Source organism: Caulobacter sp. DWR1-3-2b1, assembly GCF_049895765.1.
Lineage (GTDB): Bacteria > Pseudomonadota > Alphaproteobacteria > Caulobacterales > Caulobacteraceae > Caulobacter.
This window is the reverse complement of record NZ_JAFCSZ010000001.1, coordinates 314,301-333,392: the sequence shown is the minus strand read 5'-3', so window position 1 is coordinate 333,392 and position 19,092 is coordinate 314,301. Positions and strand designations below refer to the sequence as shown.

5 protein-coding genes and 1 pseudogene are annotated in these 19,092 nt (G+C 66.7%); all 6 read left to right on the top strand.

The genetic code is table 11. The annotated features are described in order from the left end of the window. The first annotated feature begins 133 nt into the window (after window positions 1–133). The 6 genes and pseudogenes from ACP69S_RS01665 (at window position 134) to galA (ending at window position 18,974) form a co-directional block, all read left to right on the top strand. Window positions 134–8,296 carry a beta strand repeat-containing protein gene (locus tag ACP69S_RS01665; RefSeq protein ID WP_425994216.1) on the top strand — a complete coding sequence of 2,721 codons (8,163 nt, stop codon included), beginning with the start codon at window positions 134–136 and terminating at the stop codon, window positions 8,294–8,296. A gap of 147 nt (window positions 8,297–8,443) precedes the next feature. Further along, entirely contained in the window at window positions 8,444–10,480 is a 2,037-nt protein-coding gene (locus tag ACP69S_RS01660) for an N-acetylglucosamine transferase (protein WP_425994214.1), read from the top strand. Then, window positions 10,477–12,120, top strand: coding sequence for a tetratricopeptide repeat protein (locus ACP69S_RS01655; RefSeq protein WP_425994212.1), 1,644 nt, complete (start codon window positions 10,477–10,479; stop codon window positions 12,118–12,120). The genes ACP69S_RS01660 and ACP69S_RS01655 overlap by 4 nt, the downstream gene beginning before the upstream one ends. Before the next feature lie 91 nt (window positions 12,121–12,211). After that, window positions 12,212–13,558: a glycoside hydrolase family 53 protein gene (locus ACP69S_RS01650; RefSeq protein WP_425994210.1), complete on the top strand. Its 1,347-nt coding sequence runs from the start codon at window positions 12,212–12,214 to the stop codon at window positions 13,556–13,558. A gap of 214 nt (window positions 13,559–13,772) precedes the next feature. After that, complete coding sequence (locus ACP69S_RS01645; protein ID WP_425994209.1) at window positions 13,773–16,394, top strand: TonB-dependent receptor; 2,622 nt, start codon at window positions 13,773–13,775, stop codon at window positions 16,392–16,394. An 86-nt stretch (window positions 16,395–16,480) separates the two neighbouring features. Then, window positions 16,481–18,974: pseudogene (galA, locus tag ACP69S_RS01640) on the top strand (beta-galactosidase GalA). Window positions 18,975–19,092 lie beyond the last annotated feature (118 nt).

Below are 19,092 nucleotides of genomic sequence, written 5' to 3'. Positions count from 1 at the left end.
ACCTCTTGGAAAGAAAATAAGGTTACCGAAACTTGACCATAGTGGGTCCGAGTCGGCGCCCGCATACCTGAGCGTCACCAACCAAAGTGTTAGAGTGCGCGCGCCCCGCGCGGACCCCGGCCAGGACAGCTGAATGTCGATCTCGAGCCTCTCCGCCGCTCAAATCTCGGCTCTGCCCGCCAGCGCCATCCAGGCGCTGACGACGACCGACATCCAGTCGCTCAGCTCCACCCAGATCGGGGCCATTAATGCCAGTGGCATTGAGGTTCTTGCCGATACCCAGGTCGCGGCGCTCAGCCAGACTCAGATAAAGGCCCTAACCACCACCCAGATCCCGAAGTTCGCGCCAAGCGTGGTCTTTGACGTCAGCCAACTGACAACCCTCAGCGGCCAGCAGGTCTCGGCCCTGACCTCCACCCAACTCGCGGGCCTGGACACCTCCCACATCAGCGCGTTGAGCGCGACCCAGGTGAGCGTCCTGTCGGCCACCAAGTTCTCGGGCCTGGTCGACACCCAGGTCGCCGCCCTTTCGACCACCCAGATCAAGGGCGTCACCGCCACCCAGCTTAAGGGTCTGACGACCACCGACATCGGCGAGTTGGCCAACACCCAGGTCCAGGCGCTGACGGTCTCGCAACTGGGCGCCTTGTCCGGCGCCCAGATCTCGACCTTTGACGTCACCCAGGTGGCTTCACTGTCCACCACTCAGATCGGCAGCCTGACGGCGACGCAGCTGAAGGGCTTCACGACCGCGGACATGGGCGAGCTCTCGACCACGCAGGTCGGTGCTCTGTCGGCCGTACAGATCGGCAGCCTGGCCTCGACCCAGGTTTCGGCTCTCGCCGACACCCAGGTCGCGGCGCTGACCGTCACCCAGGTTCGCGGCCTGACGACCGGCCAGGTCAAGGACATGACCAGCACCGACATCGGCAAGCTGCTCGACACTCAGGTCGGCGCCCTGACGGCGGTGCAGGTCGGCGCCCTGACGGCCACCAACCTCTCGACCCTTAACGCCACCCAGACGGCGGCGCTGAGCGCGACGCAGGTCAAGGCCCTGACGACCACCCAGGTGAAGGGCCTGTCCACCGCCGACATCGCCGAGTTGTCCGAAACCCAGGTCGGCGCCATGACGACCGCGCAGGTCGCGGTGCTGGCCAACACCCAGGTCCAGGCGCTGTCGACCACCCAGACTGGCGCGCTGTCGGCCTCTCAGATCGGCGCCCTGACCGCCACCAACATCTCGGCCCTGGCCGACACCCAGATCGCGACCCTCAACGAGACCCAGATCAAGGGCCTGACCGTAGCCCAACTGGCGGGTCTCAGCGCCGCCGACGTCGGCGAATTGGCTGCAACCCAAGTGGCCGCCCTGACGCCGACCCAGGTTTCGGCGCTCAGCGCCACGGGTGTGTCTGCGCTCGACGCGACCCAGACCGCCGCCCTGAGCACCACCCAGATCAAGGCTCTGACGGCGACCCAGCTGAAGGGCCTGACCACTGCTGACATGGGCGAGCTCGACGCCACCCAGGTAGGGGCGCTGACCCCGACCCAGCTGTCCATCCTGTCGACGACCAATATCTCTGCGCTGGACGCCACCCAGACGGCTGCGCTGAGCGCGACGCAGATCAAGGGTCTGACGGCCACCCAGATCAAGGGCCTGAGCGCCGCCGACATGGGCGAGCTCTCGACCACCCAGATCGGCGCCTTGACGGCTGAGCAGCTCAAGGCTGTGTCCGAGACCAATATCTCGGCGCTGGTCGATACCCAGGTCGCCGCCCTGAGCAACACCCAGGTCCAGGCCCTGACCACGACCCAGCTGAAGGGTCTGTCGACCGCCGACATCGGCGAGCTGTCGGCGACCCAGGTCGGCGCCTTGGCCGCGGCTCAGGTCAGCGCCCTGACGGTCACCAACCTGCAGCAACTGTCGACCACCCAGATCGGCGCTCTCAGCGCCACCCAGATCGGCGGCCTGTCGGCGACCAACGTCACCCTGTTGGCCGATACGCAATTCGCCGCTCTCAATGCGACCCAGATCAAGGGCCTGACGGCCGGCCAGGTCGGCGCCCTGACGACCGCCAATATCGGCTACCTCGCCGACACCCAGGTCCAGGCTCTGACCGCGACCCAGATCGGTTCGCTCAGCGCCACCAACGTCTCGGCGCTCGACGCGACCCAGACGGCGGCTCTCAGCGCCACGCAAATCAAGAGTTTGACGGCCAATCAGCTGAAGGGCCTGTCGGCCGCCGACGTGGGGGACCTGCTCGACACCCAGGTCGCGGCCTTGACCGCGGTCCAGATCGGCTCGCTGTCGGCCATGGGCGTCTCGGCCCTGACCCAGACCCAGACCGCGGCGCTGAGCGCGACTCAGATCAAGGGCCTGACCGGCACTCAACTGGCTGGCTTGTCGACCGCCGACATGGGCGAGCTGGTCGACACCCAGATCCAGGCCCTGACCGTGGTCCAGCTGGGCTCGCTGTCGGCGACCAACATCTCGGCCCTGAACGAGACCCAGACCCAGGCGCTGACGGCGACCCAGATCAAGGGTCTGACGACGACGCAGCTGAAGGGTCTGTCGACGACGGACATCGGCGAACTGACCGCCACTCAGATCGGCGCCCTGACCACCTCGCAGACCACGGCGCTGGGCGTCACCAACCTGCAGGCCCTGACGACGACCCAGATCGGCGCCATGAGCGCCGCACAGATCGGCTCTCTGAGCCCGACGGCCTTCTCAGCCCTGGTCGACACCCAGATCGCCGTGTTGAATGATACCCAGATCAAGGGCCTGACCACCTCGCAACTGACGGCCCTGACCGCCGCCGACATCGGCGAATTCGCAGGAACCCAAGTGGCGGCCCTGACCGCGACGCAAGTTTCGGCGCTCAGCGCCACGAGTGTGTCCGCGCTAGACGCCACCCAGACCGCAGCGCTGAGCACCACACAAATCAAGGCCTTGACGACGACCCAGCTGAAGGGTCTGTCGGCCGCCGACGTCAGCGACCTGGCCGATACTCAAGTCGCGGCCCTGACGCCGACCCAGCTTTCCAGTCTGTCCGCGACGGGCGTCTCGGCCCTCGACGCCACCCAGACGGCCGCGCTGAGCGCGACCCAGATCAAGGGTCTGACGACGACGCAGCTCAAGGGGCTGACCACCGCCGACATGGGCGAACTGCTCGACACCCAGATCGCGGCCCTGACCGGCGACCAGGTCAAGGCGCTGTCGGAAACCAACATCTCTGCCCTGAACCAGACCCAGGTTTCCGCCCTGACCGGTACGCAGGTCGCGGCGTTGTCGACGACCCAGCTGAAGGGCCTTTCGACGGCCGACATCGGCGAACTGTCGGCGACCCAGGTCGGCCAACTCGGCGCGGCCCAGATCACCGCCCTGTCGGTTACCAACCTGCAGGCTCTGTCCACCACCCAGATCGGGGGTCTCTCGGCCACCCAGATCGGTTCGCTGTCGGTGACCAATGTCACCCTGCTGGCCGACACCCAGTTTGCCGCCCTGAGCACTACCCAGATCAAGGGCCTGACCACGGCTCAGGTCGGGGGTCTCACCGCCGGCAACATCGGTGATCTGGCCAACACCCAGGTCGGCGCCCTCAGCGTCGCCCAGATCGGCTCCCTGAGCGCGACCAATGTCTCGGCCCTGGACGCCACCCAGACCGCGGCCCTGGACGCCACCCAGATCAAGGGCCTGACGGCTACCCAACTGAAGGGCCTGAACGCCGCCGATATCGGCGATCTGGCCGACACCCAGGTCGCGGCCCTGACGGCCACGCAGCTGGGCGCCCTGTCGGCCACCGGCGTCTCGGCCTTGGCCGACACCCAGATGGCTGTCCTGAACGGCACCCAGATCAAGGGCCTGACGACCACGCAACTGGGCGCCCTGACCAGCGGCGACATCGGCGAACTGGCCGACACCCAGGTGGCTGCGCTGACCACGTCGCAGTTGGCGGCGCTGAGCGCCACCAACATCTCGGCCCTGAACGCGACCCAGGTCGCCGCGATCTCGACGACCCAGATCAAGGCCCTGACCACGACGCAGCTGAAGGGCTTGTCGACCACCGACATCGGCGAGCTTTCGGCGACCCAGGTCGGCGCTCTGACCACGTCGCAGATCACGGCGCTGGACACCACCAACCTGCAGGCCTTGTCGACCACCCAGATCGGCGCCCTCAGCGCGCCTCAGATCAGCGTCCTGACGGCGACCAACATCTCGGCCCTGGCCGGCACCCAGGTCGCCGCGTTGAACGCCACCCAGATCAAGGGCCTGACAGCTTCGCAACTGTCCGGTCTGAGCGCCGCCGACATTGGCGAGCTGGCTGACACGCAGGTCGCAGCCCTGACGCCGACCCAGGTTGCGTCGCTCAGCGCCACCGGTGTGTCCGCGCTGAACGCCACCCAGACCGCTGCCCTGGACGCCACCCAGATCAAGGCGCTGACGGCCACCCAGCTGAAGGGTCTGAACACCGGCGATATCGGCGAACTGGCCTATACCCAGGTCGCGGCTCTCACGCCGACCCAGCTTTCCAGCCTGTCCGCTACCAACATCTCCGCGCTGGATCAGACCCAGATGGCGGCCCTGAGCGCGACGCAGGTCAAGGGCCTGACGGCCACCCAGATCAAGGGTCTGTCAGTCGCCGATATGGCCGAGCTATCGACCACCCAGGTCGGCGCCCTGACGAGCGACCAGCTGAAGGCTCTGTCGGAAACCAACATCTCGGCCTTGGCCGACACCCAAGTCGCGTCCCTGAGCAACACCCAGGTCCAGGCCCTGACCACGACCCAGCTGAAGGGTCTGTCGACCGCCGACATCACCGAGCTGTCGGCCACCCAGGTCGGCGCCTTGGCCTCGGCCCAGGTTGCGGCCCTGTCGATCACCAACCTGCAGCAGCTCTCGGCCACGCAAATCGGCGGCATGAGCGCCTCGCAGATCGGCGCCCTGGCGGCGACCAGCATCACCCAGCTGGCTGACACGCAACTGGCGGCGCTGAGCACCACCCAGATCAAGGGTCTGACCGCTGGTCAGCTCTCCAACCTGACGGCCGGAAACATCGGCGATCTGGCCGACACCCAGGTCCAGGCGCTCACCGCCACCCAGATCGGCGCCCTCAGCGCCACCGGCGTCTCGGCGCTCGACCAGACCCAGATGACCACGCTGAACGCGACCCAGATCAAGGGGCTGACGGCGACCCAGCTGAAGGGTCTGAGCACCGCAGACATCGGCGAACTGGCCGACACCCAGGTCCAGGCCCTGACGGTCGTCCAGATGAGCGCTCTGACGGCGACCAGCATCTCGGCGCTGAACGAAACCCAGACGGCGGCTCTGTCGACGACCCAGATCAAGGGCCTGACGGCGACCCAGCTGAAGGGCCTGTCGACCACCGACATGGCCGAACTGACGACCACCCAGGTGGCCGCGATGAGCGCCGATCAACTGAAGGCGCTGTCGGAGACCAATGTCTCGGCGCTGAGCGCGACCCAGGTCGGCGCCCTGGTCAACACCCAGATCCAGGCGCTGAGCACCACCCAGCTGAAGGGCCTGTCGGTCTCCGACATCGCCGAGCTTTCGGCCACCCAGGTCGGCGCCCTGAGCGCCGCTCAGGTCGGCGCCCTGTCGGTTACCAACCTGCAGGCTCTGTCCACCACCCAGATCGGCGGTCTCTCGGCCACCCAGATCGGTTCGCTGTCGGTGACCAATGTCACCCTGCTGGCCGACACCCAGTTTGCCGCCCTGAGCACTACCCAGATCAAGGGCCTGACCACGGCTCAGGTCGGGGGTCTCACCGCCGGCAACATCGGTGATCTGGCCAACACCCAGGTCGGCGCCCTCAGCGTCGCCCAGATCGGCTCGCTGAGCGCGACCAATGTCTCGGCCCTGGACGCCACCCAGACTGCGGCCCTGAGCGCCACCCAGATCAAGGGCCTGACGGCTACCCAACTGAAGGGCCTGAACGCCGCCGATATCGGCGATCTGGCCGACACCCAGGTCGCGGCCCTGACGGCCACGCAGCTGGGCGCCCTGTCGGCCACCGGCGTCTCGGCCTTGGCCGACACCCAGATGGCCGTCCTGAACGGCACCCAGATCAAGGGCCTGACGACCACGCAACTGGGCGCCCTGACCAGCGGCGACATCGGCGAACTGGCCGACACCCAGGTGGCCGCCCTGACCACCTCGCAGTTGGCGGCGCTGAGCGCCACCAACATCTCGGCCCTGAACGCGACCCAGGTCGCCGCCATCTCGACGACCCAGATCAAGGCCCTGACCACGACGCAGCTGAAGGGCCTGTCGACCACCGACATCGGCGAGCTTTCGGCTACCCAGGTCGGCGCTCTGACCACGTCGCAGATCACGGCGTTGGACACCACCAACCTGCAGGCCTTGTCGACCACCCAGATCGGCGCCCTCAGCGCGCCTCAGATCAGCGTCCTGACGGCGACCAACATCTCGGCCCTGGCCGACACCCAGGTCGCTGCGCTGAACGCCACCCAGATCAAGGGCCTGACAGCTTCGCAACTGTCCGGCCTGAAGGTCGCAGACATTGGCGAGCTGGCCGACACCCAGATCGCGGCCCTGACGCCGACCCAGCTGACCAGTCTGTCCGCGACCAATATCTCGGCGCTTGACGACACCCAGGTGGCGGCCCTGTCCACGACCCAGATCAAGGGTCTGACGACGACCCAGCTGAAGGGTCTGAACACCGCCGACATGGCGCAGTTCTCCGAGACCCAGGTCGGCGCCCTGACGGCCGATCAACTGAAGGCCCTGTCCGAGACCAACATCTCGGCCCTGGCCGACACCCAGGTCGCGGCCTTGAGCAACACTCAGGTCCAGGCTTTGACGACCACCCAGTTGAAGAGCCTGTCGACCGTTGACATTGGCGAGCTGTCGGCGACCCAGGTCGGGGCCCTGACAGCCGCCCAGGTCGGCGCCCTGACCGGCACCAATGTTCAGCAACTGTCGATCACCCAGGTCGAAGCGCTGAGCGCGACCCAGATCGCGGGCCTGACAACGACCAGCGTCAAGTCGCTGCTGGACACCCAGATCGACGCGCTCAACGCCACTCAGATCAAGGGTCTGACGGCCGCCCAGGTCGGATCCCTAACGGCGGGTCAGACCGCTGGCCTGGCGACCACCCAGGTCGCGGCCCTGGCCACGACCCAGGTCGCGGCGCTGGGAACCAACATCCGGACCCTTGACGCCACCCAGTTCGGGGCGCTGGCGGACACCCAGATCAAGGCCATCACCACGACCCAACTGACGGCGATGGACGATCAGGACATCGGGTCGGACTTCACCACCACCCAGATCGCCGCCCTGTCGGCGGCCCAGGTGGGGGCCTTCAGCCCGAGCATGCTGTTTGGCATGAAGGACACCCAGGTTGCGGCGCTCAGCACGACCCAGGTCAAGGGTCTGACGACGTCGCAAGTGACGGCCCTGAACACGACCCAGGCCGGCGCTCTGGCCGACACCCAACTGGCCGCGCTCAGCATCCTGCAACTGGCCGCTCTGAACACGACCAACCTGTCGGCGCTGAACGAAACCCAGGTGGCGGGCATCTCGGCGACCCAGATCAAGGGCCTGACCAACACCCAGCTGAAGGGTCTGTCGACCACCGACATCACCGAGCTTTCGGCGACCCAGGTCGGCGCCCTGACGACCGGCCAGATCACGGCCTTCGCCGCGACCGCCCTGCAGGCGCTGTCGACCACCCAGGTCGCCGCGCTCAGCACGTCGCAACTCGGCGCGCTGACGGCGACCAGCATCTCGGCCCTGGCCGGGACCCAGGTCGCGGCGCTGAGCACCACCCAGGTCAAGGGCCTGACGACCTCACAACTGGCTGGTCTGTCGGCGGCGGACGTGGGCGAATTGCTCGACACGCAGATCGGCGCGCTGAGCACGACCCAACTGGCCGCGCTTAGCGCCACCGGCATCTCGGCGCTCAACGAGACCCAGACGGCGGCGCTCAGCACCACCCAGGTCAAGGGTCTGACGACGAGCCAGATCAAGGGTCTGTCGAGCACCGACATCGGCGAGCTGTTCGACACCCAGATCGCGGCCCTGACCACCAGTCAGGTCGCGGCCCTGTCGAACACCGTCATCGGCGGCCTGACCGCAACCCAGGTCGGATCGCTGCAGGGCACCCAGCTGGCCAGCCTGACGACAACCCAGCTGGACAACCTGACCACCACCAGCATCTCGGCCCTGACCACTACCCAGGCCGCGGCTCTGACGACCACCCAGGTGCAGAGCCTGTCTGATCCGCAGATCGTCGCCTATCTGGGCGTGAGCTAAGACCCTTTCGTTCGCCGGCGTCGCAAGACGTCGGCGGCCAGATGGGGGCGACGGGCCGGGCTGCGATTGGTGACACTGGCCCAACGTGCGAACATCTGACGAGACGAGTCGGGCGCGCTCCGGCCCGAACCGCGCGCCGAGATGACCATGGTTGAATCCGACGACCTCGCCTTGCTTCAAACGATCACGACACCAGGGCTGCTGCTCGGCGACATGATCAATATCGCCGGCCGCTATACCGACGCCGGACAGCTCGCGATGGCCGAGCAGGTCTACAAGATCTGGATCCAGTTCAACCCGGATCACCCACAGCTCTTCATCGCGCTGTTCAACTGCGCGACCCTGCAGTCAGGAATTGGCGGGGCCGAGGCGGCGATGGCCAATCTGGAACGGGCGATCGCCCTCAATCCCGATTTTCTGCCCGCCTATATCAATCTGGGCGGACTGCAGGAGCGGGCAGGGAGCCTGGAGGTGGCGATCACCACCTGGAACGCCGCCGCCACGCGGCCGCTGGCCGTCACTGGCTCCAACGCCCACTACGTGTTTTCCGCCTACAAGCAGATGGCCCGCGCGCTGCTGGAAGCCCAGCAGGCCGGGCGCGCCGAGACTGCCCTGTGGCGCTGCGCCGACCTGGATCCCACCCAGCTGGACACCGTTGGCCAGCTGGTCGCCGCGCGGCTGGGGCAGTGCAAATGGCCGCCGCTGGAGCCGTGGGAGCGCGTCGACCGGCGCGCCTTGCTCAAGGGGATCAACCCGCTGTCAGTGGCCGCCTATTCCGACGATCCGCTCCTGCAGCTGGGCGCCGCCGCCGCCTTCACCGAGCGAGACGGCAGCTGCCCCCCCGAGGCCATTGTCGCCGAGCGGCGCGATGCGCCTATCGACCTGACCGGCCGTCGCCTGCGGGTGGGCTATGTGTCGTCCGACCTGCGCGACCATGCCGTCGGCTATCTAATGGCCGAGCTGTTCGAGCTGCACGACCGCGAGAAGGTCGAGGTCTTCGCCTATTATTGCGGTCCGCCGGCCACCGACGCCCTCAACGCCCGCACCCGGGCGACGGTCGAGCACTATGCCGACATTCGCGGCATGACCGACGACCAGGCGGCCCGTCTGATCGCCGACGACCAGATCGACATCCTGATCGACGTCAACGGCCACACGCGCGACTCGCGCACCCCGGTCTTCGCGCGCCGTCCGGCCCCGATCCTGGTCAACTGGCTGGGCTATCCCGGCACCATGGGCAGCCCGTTCCACCACTATATCGTCGGCGATCCGTGGATCACGCCGCCGGAGCTGGAGCAGTACTATTCCGAGGCCGTGCGGCGGATACCCTGCTATCAACCCAACGACCGCAAGCGGATCGTGGCCCAGGCCCGGCCAAGCCGCACCGACGCAGGCCTGCCGGAAGACGCCTTCGTCTTCTGCTGCTTCAATGGCCCGCAGAAGATCACGCCCTTCACCTTCGGGCGCTGGATGGAAATCTTGAAGCGCACGCCAGGCAGCGTGCTGTGGCTGCTGGACAGCAATCCCGAGACCAATGCCCGCCTGCGTGAGCAGGCTCGCCTGCGCGGCGTCGAGAGCGAGCGACTGTTCTTTGCGCCCAAGCAGCCCAACCCGATGCACATGGCCCGCTATCCGCTGGCCGACCTGTTTCTGGACACAGCGCCCTACGGCGCCCACACCACGGCGTCCGACGCCCTGTGGATGGCCGTGCCGGTGCTCACCCTGTCAGGGCGGGGCTTCGCCTCGCGGGTCTGCGGCAGCCTGGTGCGTTCGGCGGGACTGCCTGAACTGGTCTGCGCGACCGCCGAGGAATATGTAGAACGTGCTGTGGCTTTTGGGGCCGATCGCGAGGCGACACGGGCTCTCCACGACCGGCTGGAGGCCAATCGATCGACCTGCGTGCTGTTCGACATGGACCTGCTCGTGCGCAGCGTCGAGGACCTGTTCCAGGAGATGGCCGCCGACTATCAGGCGGGCCAGCGTCCCAAGCCGAACACCGCCAATCTCGACGCCTATCTGGAGATCGGCATCGAGTTGGACCGCGACGACCGCGAGATGCTGACGGAGGAGAATTTCGACAGCCTCTACAAGGGCGCTCTGACCCGCCGCCATCAGGCGCGTCCGCTGCGCCCGGACGGGCGGTTCTGGACTGATGAAGATGTGGCCGCGGCCGAGCGCCAATGAGGGGCGGCAGGCAGGATGAGGTGCTGGCCCTGGCCGAGCGCCTGTTCACCGAGGACCGTCCTGAGGACGCCCTGGTGCTGTTCGAACATCTGCTGGGCGGCTCGCACGACTATGCCGCCTGGATCGGGGTGTCGCGCAGCCATCTGGCGGGCGGGCGGGTGCTCGAGGCGTTGCGGGCTCTGGTGAAAGCCAAGGCCCTGACACCGGACATCCACGCTCTGTGGCCCTTGATCCAGCAGCAGACCGCGCTGGGCTCAGAGGCCTTCAATCGGCATCTGAACGGCGGAGACGTGGCCCAGGCCGAGCTCTATGCCTCGGTGATGGCCGAGCTGATGCCCGGCGGCGCCCAGATGGTCGCGGCGGCCATGGGCTGCAACCAGGCTCTGGGGCGCATGGATGTGGCCCTGGACTTCGCGCGGCGACTGATCGTTCTGGAGCCGGGCCATGTGGGGGCGCTGACGCTGCTGGCAGACGAGGCTCGCGCTAGCGGCGACCACGCGACCGAGATCCGCCACCGAGCGGTCCTGGCGGTGTCGCCCGACGAGGACATTCACCCTCTGGTGCGCCTGCGCGACTTCCACGAGGCGATGAGCCTGCTGCTTTGCCGGCCGCTGACGGACAACGACATCGGCCTGCTGACCCATCTGGCGGCCGAGATCCCCAATGCAGCCATGGGCGACCTGCTGGCCGATCCCGAATGGGCCGACTGGGTGCACCACTATCGCGCCTTGCTCGGGTCGCTCGATATCGGCTCGATCACCAGCCTGACGCCCGCGCCGCCGGCCGATCCGCCGGCCCGCTATCTGACCGCGACGGGCGAACCGTTGGATGCCGCGGGTCTGAAGGCCCTGGCCGACCGTCTGGACGTGCAGGCGGTGTTCTTCGCCGCCGCCGACGAGAAATATGTCGATCAGTACGGCCGCTGGTACGGCCTGTCGGTTCTCCGCCACAGCGACGTCTCAAGCCTGGTCGTGATCCACGTGATCGGCGGAGCCGGGCGTCTGGCCGAGGCAGTGAAGGTGGTGGGCGTGAAGGACGAGCGCCTGGTCTTCGTCGGCGATGATTTCGACGCCTCGGCCGTCGCCACCCGCTGCTACGACGCGCCGCCCAAGGGGCTGATCGCCCTGCCTGTGGCCCATTTCCAGTCGGTGCGTTTCCAGCGGTTAGGCGGACTGCTGGAGACCCTGGCGCGGCCGATCTTCGTCTCGGATATCGACCTGCTGCTGCAGCGCGGGGTCAGCGACCTTTTGGAGGAGTGGGCCAAGGCCGACGTCGTCTTCAACGAGAACTGGAAGAACCTGGCCGCCGGTTCGCGGATCACCGCCAACCTGCTGCTGGTCAACCCCACGCCGAACGCCGCGCGGTTGTTCAGCTATCTGCGAGCCTATCTGGACGACCGCCTCGACCGCGAGGTCGTCACCCGCTGGATCGACCAGGTCGCCCTGCTGCTGGGCCGACATCACCTGACGCGGCATGCTCCGGACACGGTGCTGGGCTGTTTCGACACCACCAAGGACATCAACAACATCATGTTCGAGAGCTATCAAGAGCACCCGTTCCGCTTCCTGTCGTTGTACCACGGCTTCGACACGTCGAGCCTGGAGAACGATCCTCGGGTGCTGGGCGCCGAACCGGACTGACCGTCATCGCCCCGGATGGCGATTGATTGATACTATAAATGTGCTCATAAGAGCGCCCTGCGCTTCGCAGCGGCGACTTTGGAGCACGAGCATGACCCGTCCTTTCGGCGCGAGCCTTTTGGCCTGCGCGGCGCTGTTGGCCAGCCAGGCGCGCGCCGAGCAACCGCCGTCCTATCTGGGCGTCGACATCTCCTACGCCAACGAGATGGACGACTGCGGCGCTGTCTATCGCTCGGGCGGGCAGCGGGTGGACCAGTACGCCTTCTTCAAGTCGGCGGGCGCCAACGTGGCGCGGATCCGGATCTGGAACGACCCCGACTGGACGCCCTATTCCAACCTTGCGGACGTCAAGAAAAGTATCGCGCGGGCTCGCGCCGCCGGCCTGCAGGTGCTGCTGGATTTCCACTACTCGGACGACTGGGCCGACGGCGACAAACAGCTTGCGCCCAAGGCCTGGGAGAAGCTCTCCGCCCCCGACCAGGCCAAGGCGCTGTACGCCTTCACCCACGACACCCTGACGACCCTTGACCGCGAGGGACTGATGCCCGAGCTCGTCCAGGTCGGCAACGAGACCAATGGCGAGATCGTCTCCAGTCTGGCCCGCGCCAAGGACCCGATCGACTGGACCCGCAACGCCCTGCTGTTCAACGCCGGCATCAAGGCGGTGCGCGACGCCGGGGCGACCTCGAAGGTCAAGCCACGGATAATGCTGCACATTGCCCAACCCGAGAACGTCGAGCCGTGGTTCGCGGCGGCCGCGAAGGCCGGGGTGACCGACTTCGATCTGGTCGGGATCAGCTATTACAGCAAATGGTCCAAGCGCACGATGGCGCAGTTGGGGCAGACCATGAACCGGATGCGCCACCTCTATCCGGCCGACGTCGTGGTGGTCGAGACGGCCTATCCGTTCACCAACGAGGGCGCCGATTCCTCACCCAATCTGCTGGGCCAGGACTCGTTGATCGCCGGCTATCCGGCCACGCCTGCGGGGCAGAAGAAGTACCTCACCGACCTCACCCAACTGACCTTCGCCAATGGCGGGGTCGGGGTCGTCTATTGGGAACCGTCCTGGGTTTCAACCAAGTGCAAGACCCGCTGGGGTACCGGCTCGAACTGGGAGAACGCCGCCCTGTTCGACTTCAAGGGCGAAGCCGTCGAAGGCGTCGAATGGCTGAAGACGCCTTACGTCCACCCCGTCGATGTGACCTTCCGCGCGCCTGCAGGCGCCGAGACAGAGCGCTTCATCGACGGCGATTTCCTGGGCGGCGCGGGACCTCGGCCCATGATCCGCGAGGGCGGGTTCTGGATCTACAGGACGCGGCTGATGCCGGGCGCTGCGGTTACCGTGGCGACCGCAGCGCAGGGTGACGCCGTCGCCGACGCTCAGGCCCTGACGGCGGACGTAGGGCAGAGCGCAACGGTGATCCCGGTGTCATGACGTACTGAAGCTTGTCAGATGTGATTGATATGATAAATAGCTCTGCCGGTCTGGTTCGAGCCTGAACCGGCAGCGTCCGTAGAGGCGCGGCATAAATTTCGGCGCATTTGTCCGCGCCTGACTGATCCAGCGGGTGCCCGCGCTGGCCATCATCGACGCCACAAATGCCGCTGCGTCCAACGAGACGCGCGCGTTCGACACATTGGGGGAAACCATGACTCGCCACGCCATCCTGCTCGCCGCCGCAAGCGGCCTGACGCTCGCCGCTGCGACGGGCGCCTATGCCCAGGCCACCGACACCGCTCAGGTCGAGGAAGTCGTCGTCACCGGCGCCCGCAAGAGCCTGCGCGACGCCCTGGCCGTGAAGCAGGGCTCAGACAAGGTGGTCGAGGCCATTTCCGCCAAGGACATCGGCGTGCTGCCCGATGTCACCATCGCTGAATCCATCGCTCGCTTGCCGGGCGTCAACGCCACCCGCGACCGGGGCAATGACAGCCAGGCCGTTGTGCGGGGCCTGGGCGCCCGCCTGGTGCTGGGCACCATCAACAACCGCGAAGTCGCCTCCAGCGAGCCCGACCGCAATGTGCGCTGGGAGATCTATCCGTCGGAAGTCGTTACCGGCGTGCAGGTCTACAAGTCGCAGTCGGCCGACCTGATCGCCGGCGGCGTGGCTGCGACGATCAACATCTCGACCCTGGATCCGCTCGACTATACCGGCCCAAGCGTCGTCAGCCGCGCTGGCCCCGTCTATTACAGCGGCGGCAAGGACGTCCCGAACTACGACCGCGTCGGCTATCGAGCCAGCGGCTCGTTCGTGCACAAGTTCAACGACGATCTGGCCATCGTGCTGGGCCTGACTGGTCAGCGGCAGAAGAACGGTTATCCGTCGCTCACGGGCTGGGGCTACAACGACCATCAGGCCCGCCCGCCAGCGGGCGCCAGCGACTTTACCGGCGACCTCAATGGCGACGGCAAGCTGGACGCTACGCCTTGGGGCGCGCAGCTGTCGGTCAGCCGCATCGACCAGAAGCGCACCGGCGTTTCCACTGGCCTGCAATGGAAGCCCACTGACGCCTTCCAGCTGAAGGGCGACGTCCTTTATTCGAAGATCAAGATCGACGAACTTCAGGACCAGACCGTCTGGGGCCGCAACAACTGGGGCAACTGGAACAACGGCAATGCCGGCGACTACAACGCGCCCGGTTCGTCCTACACCATCGTCGACGGCTCGGTGGTCGCGGCGACCTTGCCCTTCAGCTCAGTCACCACGGTGCTGTCGCACTATACCGAGGACAAGGAACTGCTGGTCGGCGGCCTGAACGGCAAATGGACGGCCGGCATGTGGACCGTCGCGGGCGACGCCTCCTATTCAAAGGCCGAGCGCGAAAACACCTGGAAGGCTGTCCGCACCGAGGCCTATCCGACCTCGACCAGCTTCGACACCCGCGCCGGCAAGACCCCGACCATCGTCACCAGCCAGGCGTCCAGCACTTTGCCGCAGTTCGCCAACCAGTGGGGCTCGCATGATGGTCCCGAGCATCTGACCGACGAACTGAAGGCCGCCGCCTTTGATGTCACCCGCGACCTGGGCGAAGGCGCGATCAAGAGCCTGCAGTTCGGCGGCCGCATGTCGGACCGCACCAAGGACCACGACCGCTTCAGCTTCTCGCCCGCTCCGAGCGGCGCCACCGTGCCGGCCAATCTGTTTACCAGCTACACGGTGTCCAGCGTCAATGTTCCGGCGGTCCTGACCGGCAATTTCGACGCCATCGCGGCCGTGGCCTATGGTGCTGGCGCCTTCAATCTGTCCAACGCCACCGAGGACCTGGCCCAGCGCTGGAGCGTCAACGAGAAGGTCACCGAAGGCTACGGCATGGCCAACTTTGGCGCCGATGGCTTTGGCGGCTCGTGGATGAGCGGCAATGTCGGCGTGCGCGTGGTCCACACCAAGACCAGCAGCGACGGCTATCAGCAGGCCACCGGCTCCAGCCCCCTGACAGCGGTGACGGTCGATCACGACTACACCGACATCCTGCCCAGCGCGAACCTGAAGCTGGACTTCCAGGAAGGCCGCGTCCTGCGTCTGGGCCTGGCCAAGGTAGTGGCCCGTCCGCCGCTGGACGAACTGCGCGCCAGTCGCACCCTGACCAGTTGGGCGCCCTTCACGGGCAGCGCCGGCAACCCCAAGCTCGACCCGTTCAAGGCCTTGCAGTTCGACGCCTCGGCCGAGTGGTACTTCCGTCCCGAAGGCCTGATCGCCGCGTCCTACTATTACAAGGACGTCGACTCCTACATCGGCTGGAAGCAGACTCCGGTGACCTTTGCCGGCACCACCTACGCCGTCTCCAGCCCGACCAATGGCGGCTCCGGCCACATCCAAGGCGTCGAACTGGCCTTCCAGACGCCGTTCTTCTTCGCGCCCGGGCTCCTGAGCAATTTCGGGATCTATTCGAACTACGCCTATGTCGACTCCAACCTGAAGGAGTTCTCGCCGGTCAATAATCCGCTCGACATGACGGGCCTGGCCAAGCACACGGCGACGGTCGATCTCTGGTACGCCAACGGTCCGGTCGAGGCCCGCCTGGGCTACAAGTACCACAGCCCGATGACCGTGATTTACGGCTGGAGCGGCGCGGACCTGCAGACCCTGAAGACCGAGAAGACCCTCGACTTCAGCTCGTCCTGGCAGATCAACGAGACCATCGGCGTGCGCTTCCAGGTCAACAACCTGACTAACGAGGCGCTGCGGATGTACCGGGACAACAAGCCCGACCGCATTGGCCGCTACGACGTCTATGGGCGCCGGTATCTGTTTGACGTGACGGTGAAGTTCTAGGGCTCGGCCCTCCCGACGATCCTTGCGCAGGGGAGGAGGGCCGCCGGCTTCCTCCCCCTTTTTCTGATTCCGTGAGAGGCTCCCCGATGGCCCAGATCAACCGACGCCAGGCCCTGGCCGCCACGGCGGGCGCCGCCGCCTTCGCCAACGCCTCCACGGCCCTGGCCCATGTCGCGCCGGTCGCAGCCGTCGATCCCGGCCCGCGCGAGCGGACGTCGCTGGACTTCGACTGGCGGTTCAAGCTGGGCCACGCCCAGGATCCAGCCCGCGACTTTGGCTTCGGAGCCAACCAGCGCACCTTTGCCAAGGCGGGTGCGTCGCACGCCAACTGGCGCGTCGCCGACGTCGCCCAGGCCGAGTTCGACGCCAGCGCCTGGGCGCCGGTGACCTTGCCGCACGACTGGGCCGTCGAGCTGCCGTTCGTTCCGAACCCGGGCTACAAGCCCTCGGGCAAGCCCGACGACGAGGACCTGCGCGCCGCCCATGGCTACAAGCCGCTGGGTCGCGAGTTTCCCGAAACCAGCATCGGCTGGTACCGCAGGACCTTCGCCCTGCCGGCCGGCGACGCGGGCAAGCGCCTGTCCATCGAGTTCGACGGCGCCTTCCGCGACGCGCTGGTGATGGTTAATGGCTACATCCTCGAGCGCGAGGACAGCGGCTACTCGCCCTTCCGTGTGGACATCACCGACATCGCCAATGTCGGCGGCGACAACATCCTGACGGTTCGCGTCGACGCCAGCCTCGGCGAGGGCTGGTTCTATGAAGGCGCGGGCCTTTATCGCCATGTCTGGCTGGTAAAGACCGCGCCGGTCCACGTGCCCCAATGGGGCGTCTTCGTCCGCCCCCGCGTCGACGGGACGCTTCAGATCGACACCGACCTCGTCAATGAGGGCGCCGCCGCGGCGGCGTTCGAGGTCTCGCACGTGGTGCTGGGCGCATCGGGCAAGCCGGCCCTGGCCGTCGCCCCTGCCAGCGGTCGCCTACCGGCCTGGGAGCGTCAAAGCCTGTCCCAGATCGTGCAACTGGCCAATCCCGTTTTGTGGTCACTGGAGAACCCGCACCTCTACAGGCTGGTGACCGAGACCAAGGTCGGCGGCGTTGTTGCAGACAGGTTCGTCACCCGCTTCGGCTTCCGCTCGGTTCGGTTCGACGCCGACAGGGGCTTCTTCCTCAACGACAAGCCGGTGAAGTTGAAGGGGGCCTGCAACCACCAGGACCACGCCGGCGTCGGCGCCGCGATCCCTGACGCCTTGCAGGTCTGGCGGCTGGAGCAGCTGAAGTCGATGGGCTGCAACGCCTATCGCGCCTCGCACAATCCGCCGACGCCGGAACTGCTCGAGGCCTGCGACCGCCTCGGGATTCTGGTGATCGACGAGGTACGCCGCATGTCTAGCGACCCGACCTCGTTGGACGAGATGGACCGCCTGGTGCGGCGCGACCGTAACCACCCTTCTGTCATCCTCTGGTCCATCGGCAACGAGGAGCCGCAGCAGGGCACGGCGCGCGGCGCCAAGGTGGCCCACACCATGAAGCGGCTGGTCAATCGCCTGGACCCGACGCGCGGCGTCACCGCCGCCATGGACTCCGGCTTCGGCGAAGGCATCACCGAGACGCTAGACGTCATCGGCTTCAACTATCGCCACGAGAAGATGGACGACTTCCATGTCCGCTTTCCGAAGATGCCGATCATCGGCAGCGAGAGCGGCAGCGTGGTGACCACGCGCGGCGAGTATGTTCGCGACGAGGCCAAGGGCTACGTTCCGGCCTACGACACCGACCATCCGTGGTGGGCGACCACGGCCGAGAAATGGTGGAGCCACGCAGCCGACCGTCCGTGGATGGCCGGCGGCTTCATCTGGACGGGTTTCGATTATCGCGGCGAGCCGACGCCGTTCAATCGCTGGCCCAGCATCAGCTCGCACTTCGGGGCGCTGGATACCTGCGGCTTCCCGAAGGACAACTATTTCTACTACCGCGCCTGGTGGCGGCCCGAACCGCTGCTGCACCTGTTGCCGCACTGGAACTGGGAAGGCCGCGAGGGCCAACCGGTCTCGGTCTGGGCGCACAGCAATTGCGACAGGGTAGAGCTGTTTCTGAACGGCAAGAGCCAGGGCATGCGCGAGGTGGTCCGCAAACGCCACGTCGAATGGTCGGTCCCCTACGCTCCCGGCGTGATCGAGACGCATGGCTATACGGGTGGCAAGCTGGTTCTGAGGGCGCGTCGCGAGACGGCGGGGCCTGCGGCGGCGTTGCGGTTGACGGCGGATCGCTCGCGCCCTGAAGGCCGACGGTCAGGACGTTGCGGTGTTGAAGGTCGAAGTCCTGGACGCCAGGGGCCGGCCCTTACCGAGAGCGGACGATCTGGTCATGTTCGAGGTGTCAGGCGCGGCCGACGTGATTGGGGTCGGCAACGGCAACCCGACCAGCCACGAGCCAGACGTAGCCAGCCAACGCAAGACGTACAATGGACTGTGCCAGGCCATCGTACGGACACGGCGCGGCAAGGCGGGCGAGGTGCGGGTGACGGTGTCGGCGGAGGGGTTGAAGGCGTCGTCCTTGGTGCTCAAGGCGGAAGCCTGACTCCTTGGCCCGCTCTCCCCGGCGAATGCCGGGGTCCAGATCGAACCCTGTGAGATCGGTGTTCTTGGCTATGCCCAAGGCGCATCATCCCCAAACGCTCAGACTGAATCTGGGCCCC

What these genes read in the sequence shown, in the direction of transcription:
- ACP69S_RS01655 (WP_425994212.1), top strand. Translation starts at nt 10,477, where the DNA reads ATGAGGGGCGGCAGGCAGGATGAGGTGCTGGCCCTGGCCGAGCGCCTG.
- ACP69S_RS01660 (WP_425994214.1), top strand. Translation starts at nt 8,444, where the DNA reads ATGGTTGAATCCGACGACCTCGCCTTGCTTCAAACGATCACGACACCA.
- ACP69S_RS01665 (WP_425994216.1), top strand. Translation starts at nt 134, where the DNA reads ATGTCGATCTCGAGCCTCTCCGCCGCTCAAATCTCGGCTCTGCCCGCC.
- ACP69S_RS01645 (WP_425994209.1), top strand. Translation starts at nt 13,773, where the DNA reads ATGACTCGCCACGCCATCCTGCTCGCCGCCGCAAGCGGCCTGACGCTC.
- ACP69S_RS01650 (WP_425994210.1), top strand. Translation starts at nt 12,212, where the DNA reads ATGACCCGTCCTTTCGGCGCGAGCCTTTTGGCCTGCGCGGCGCTGTTG.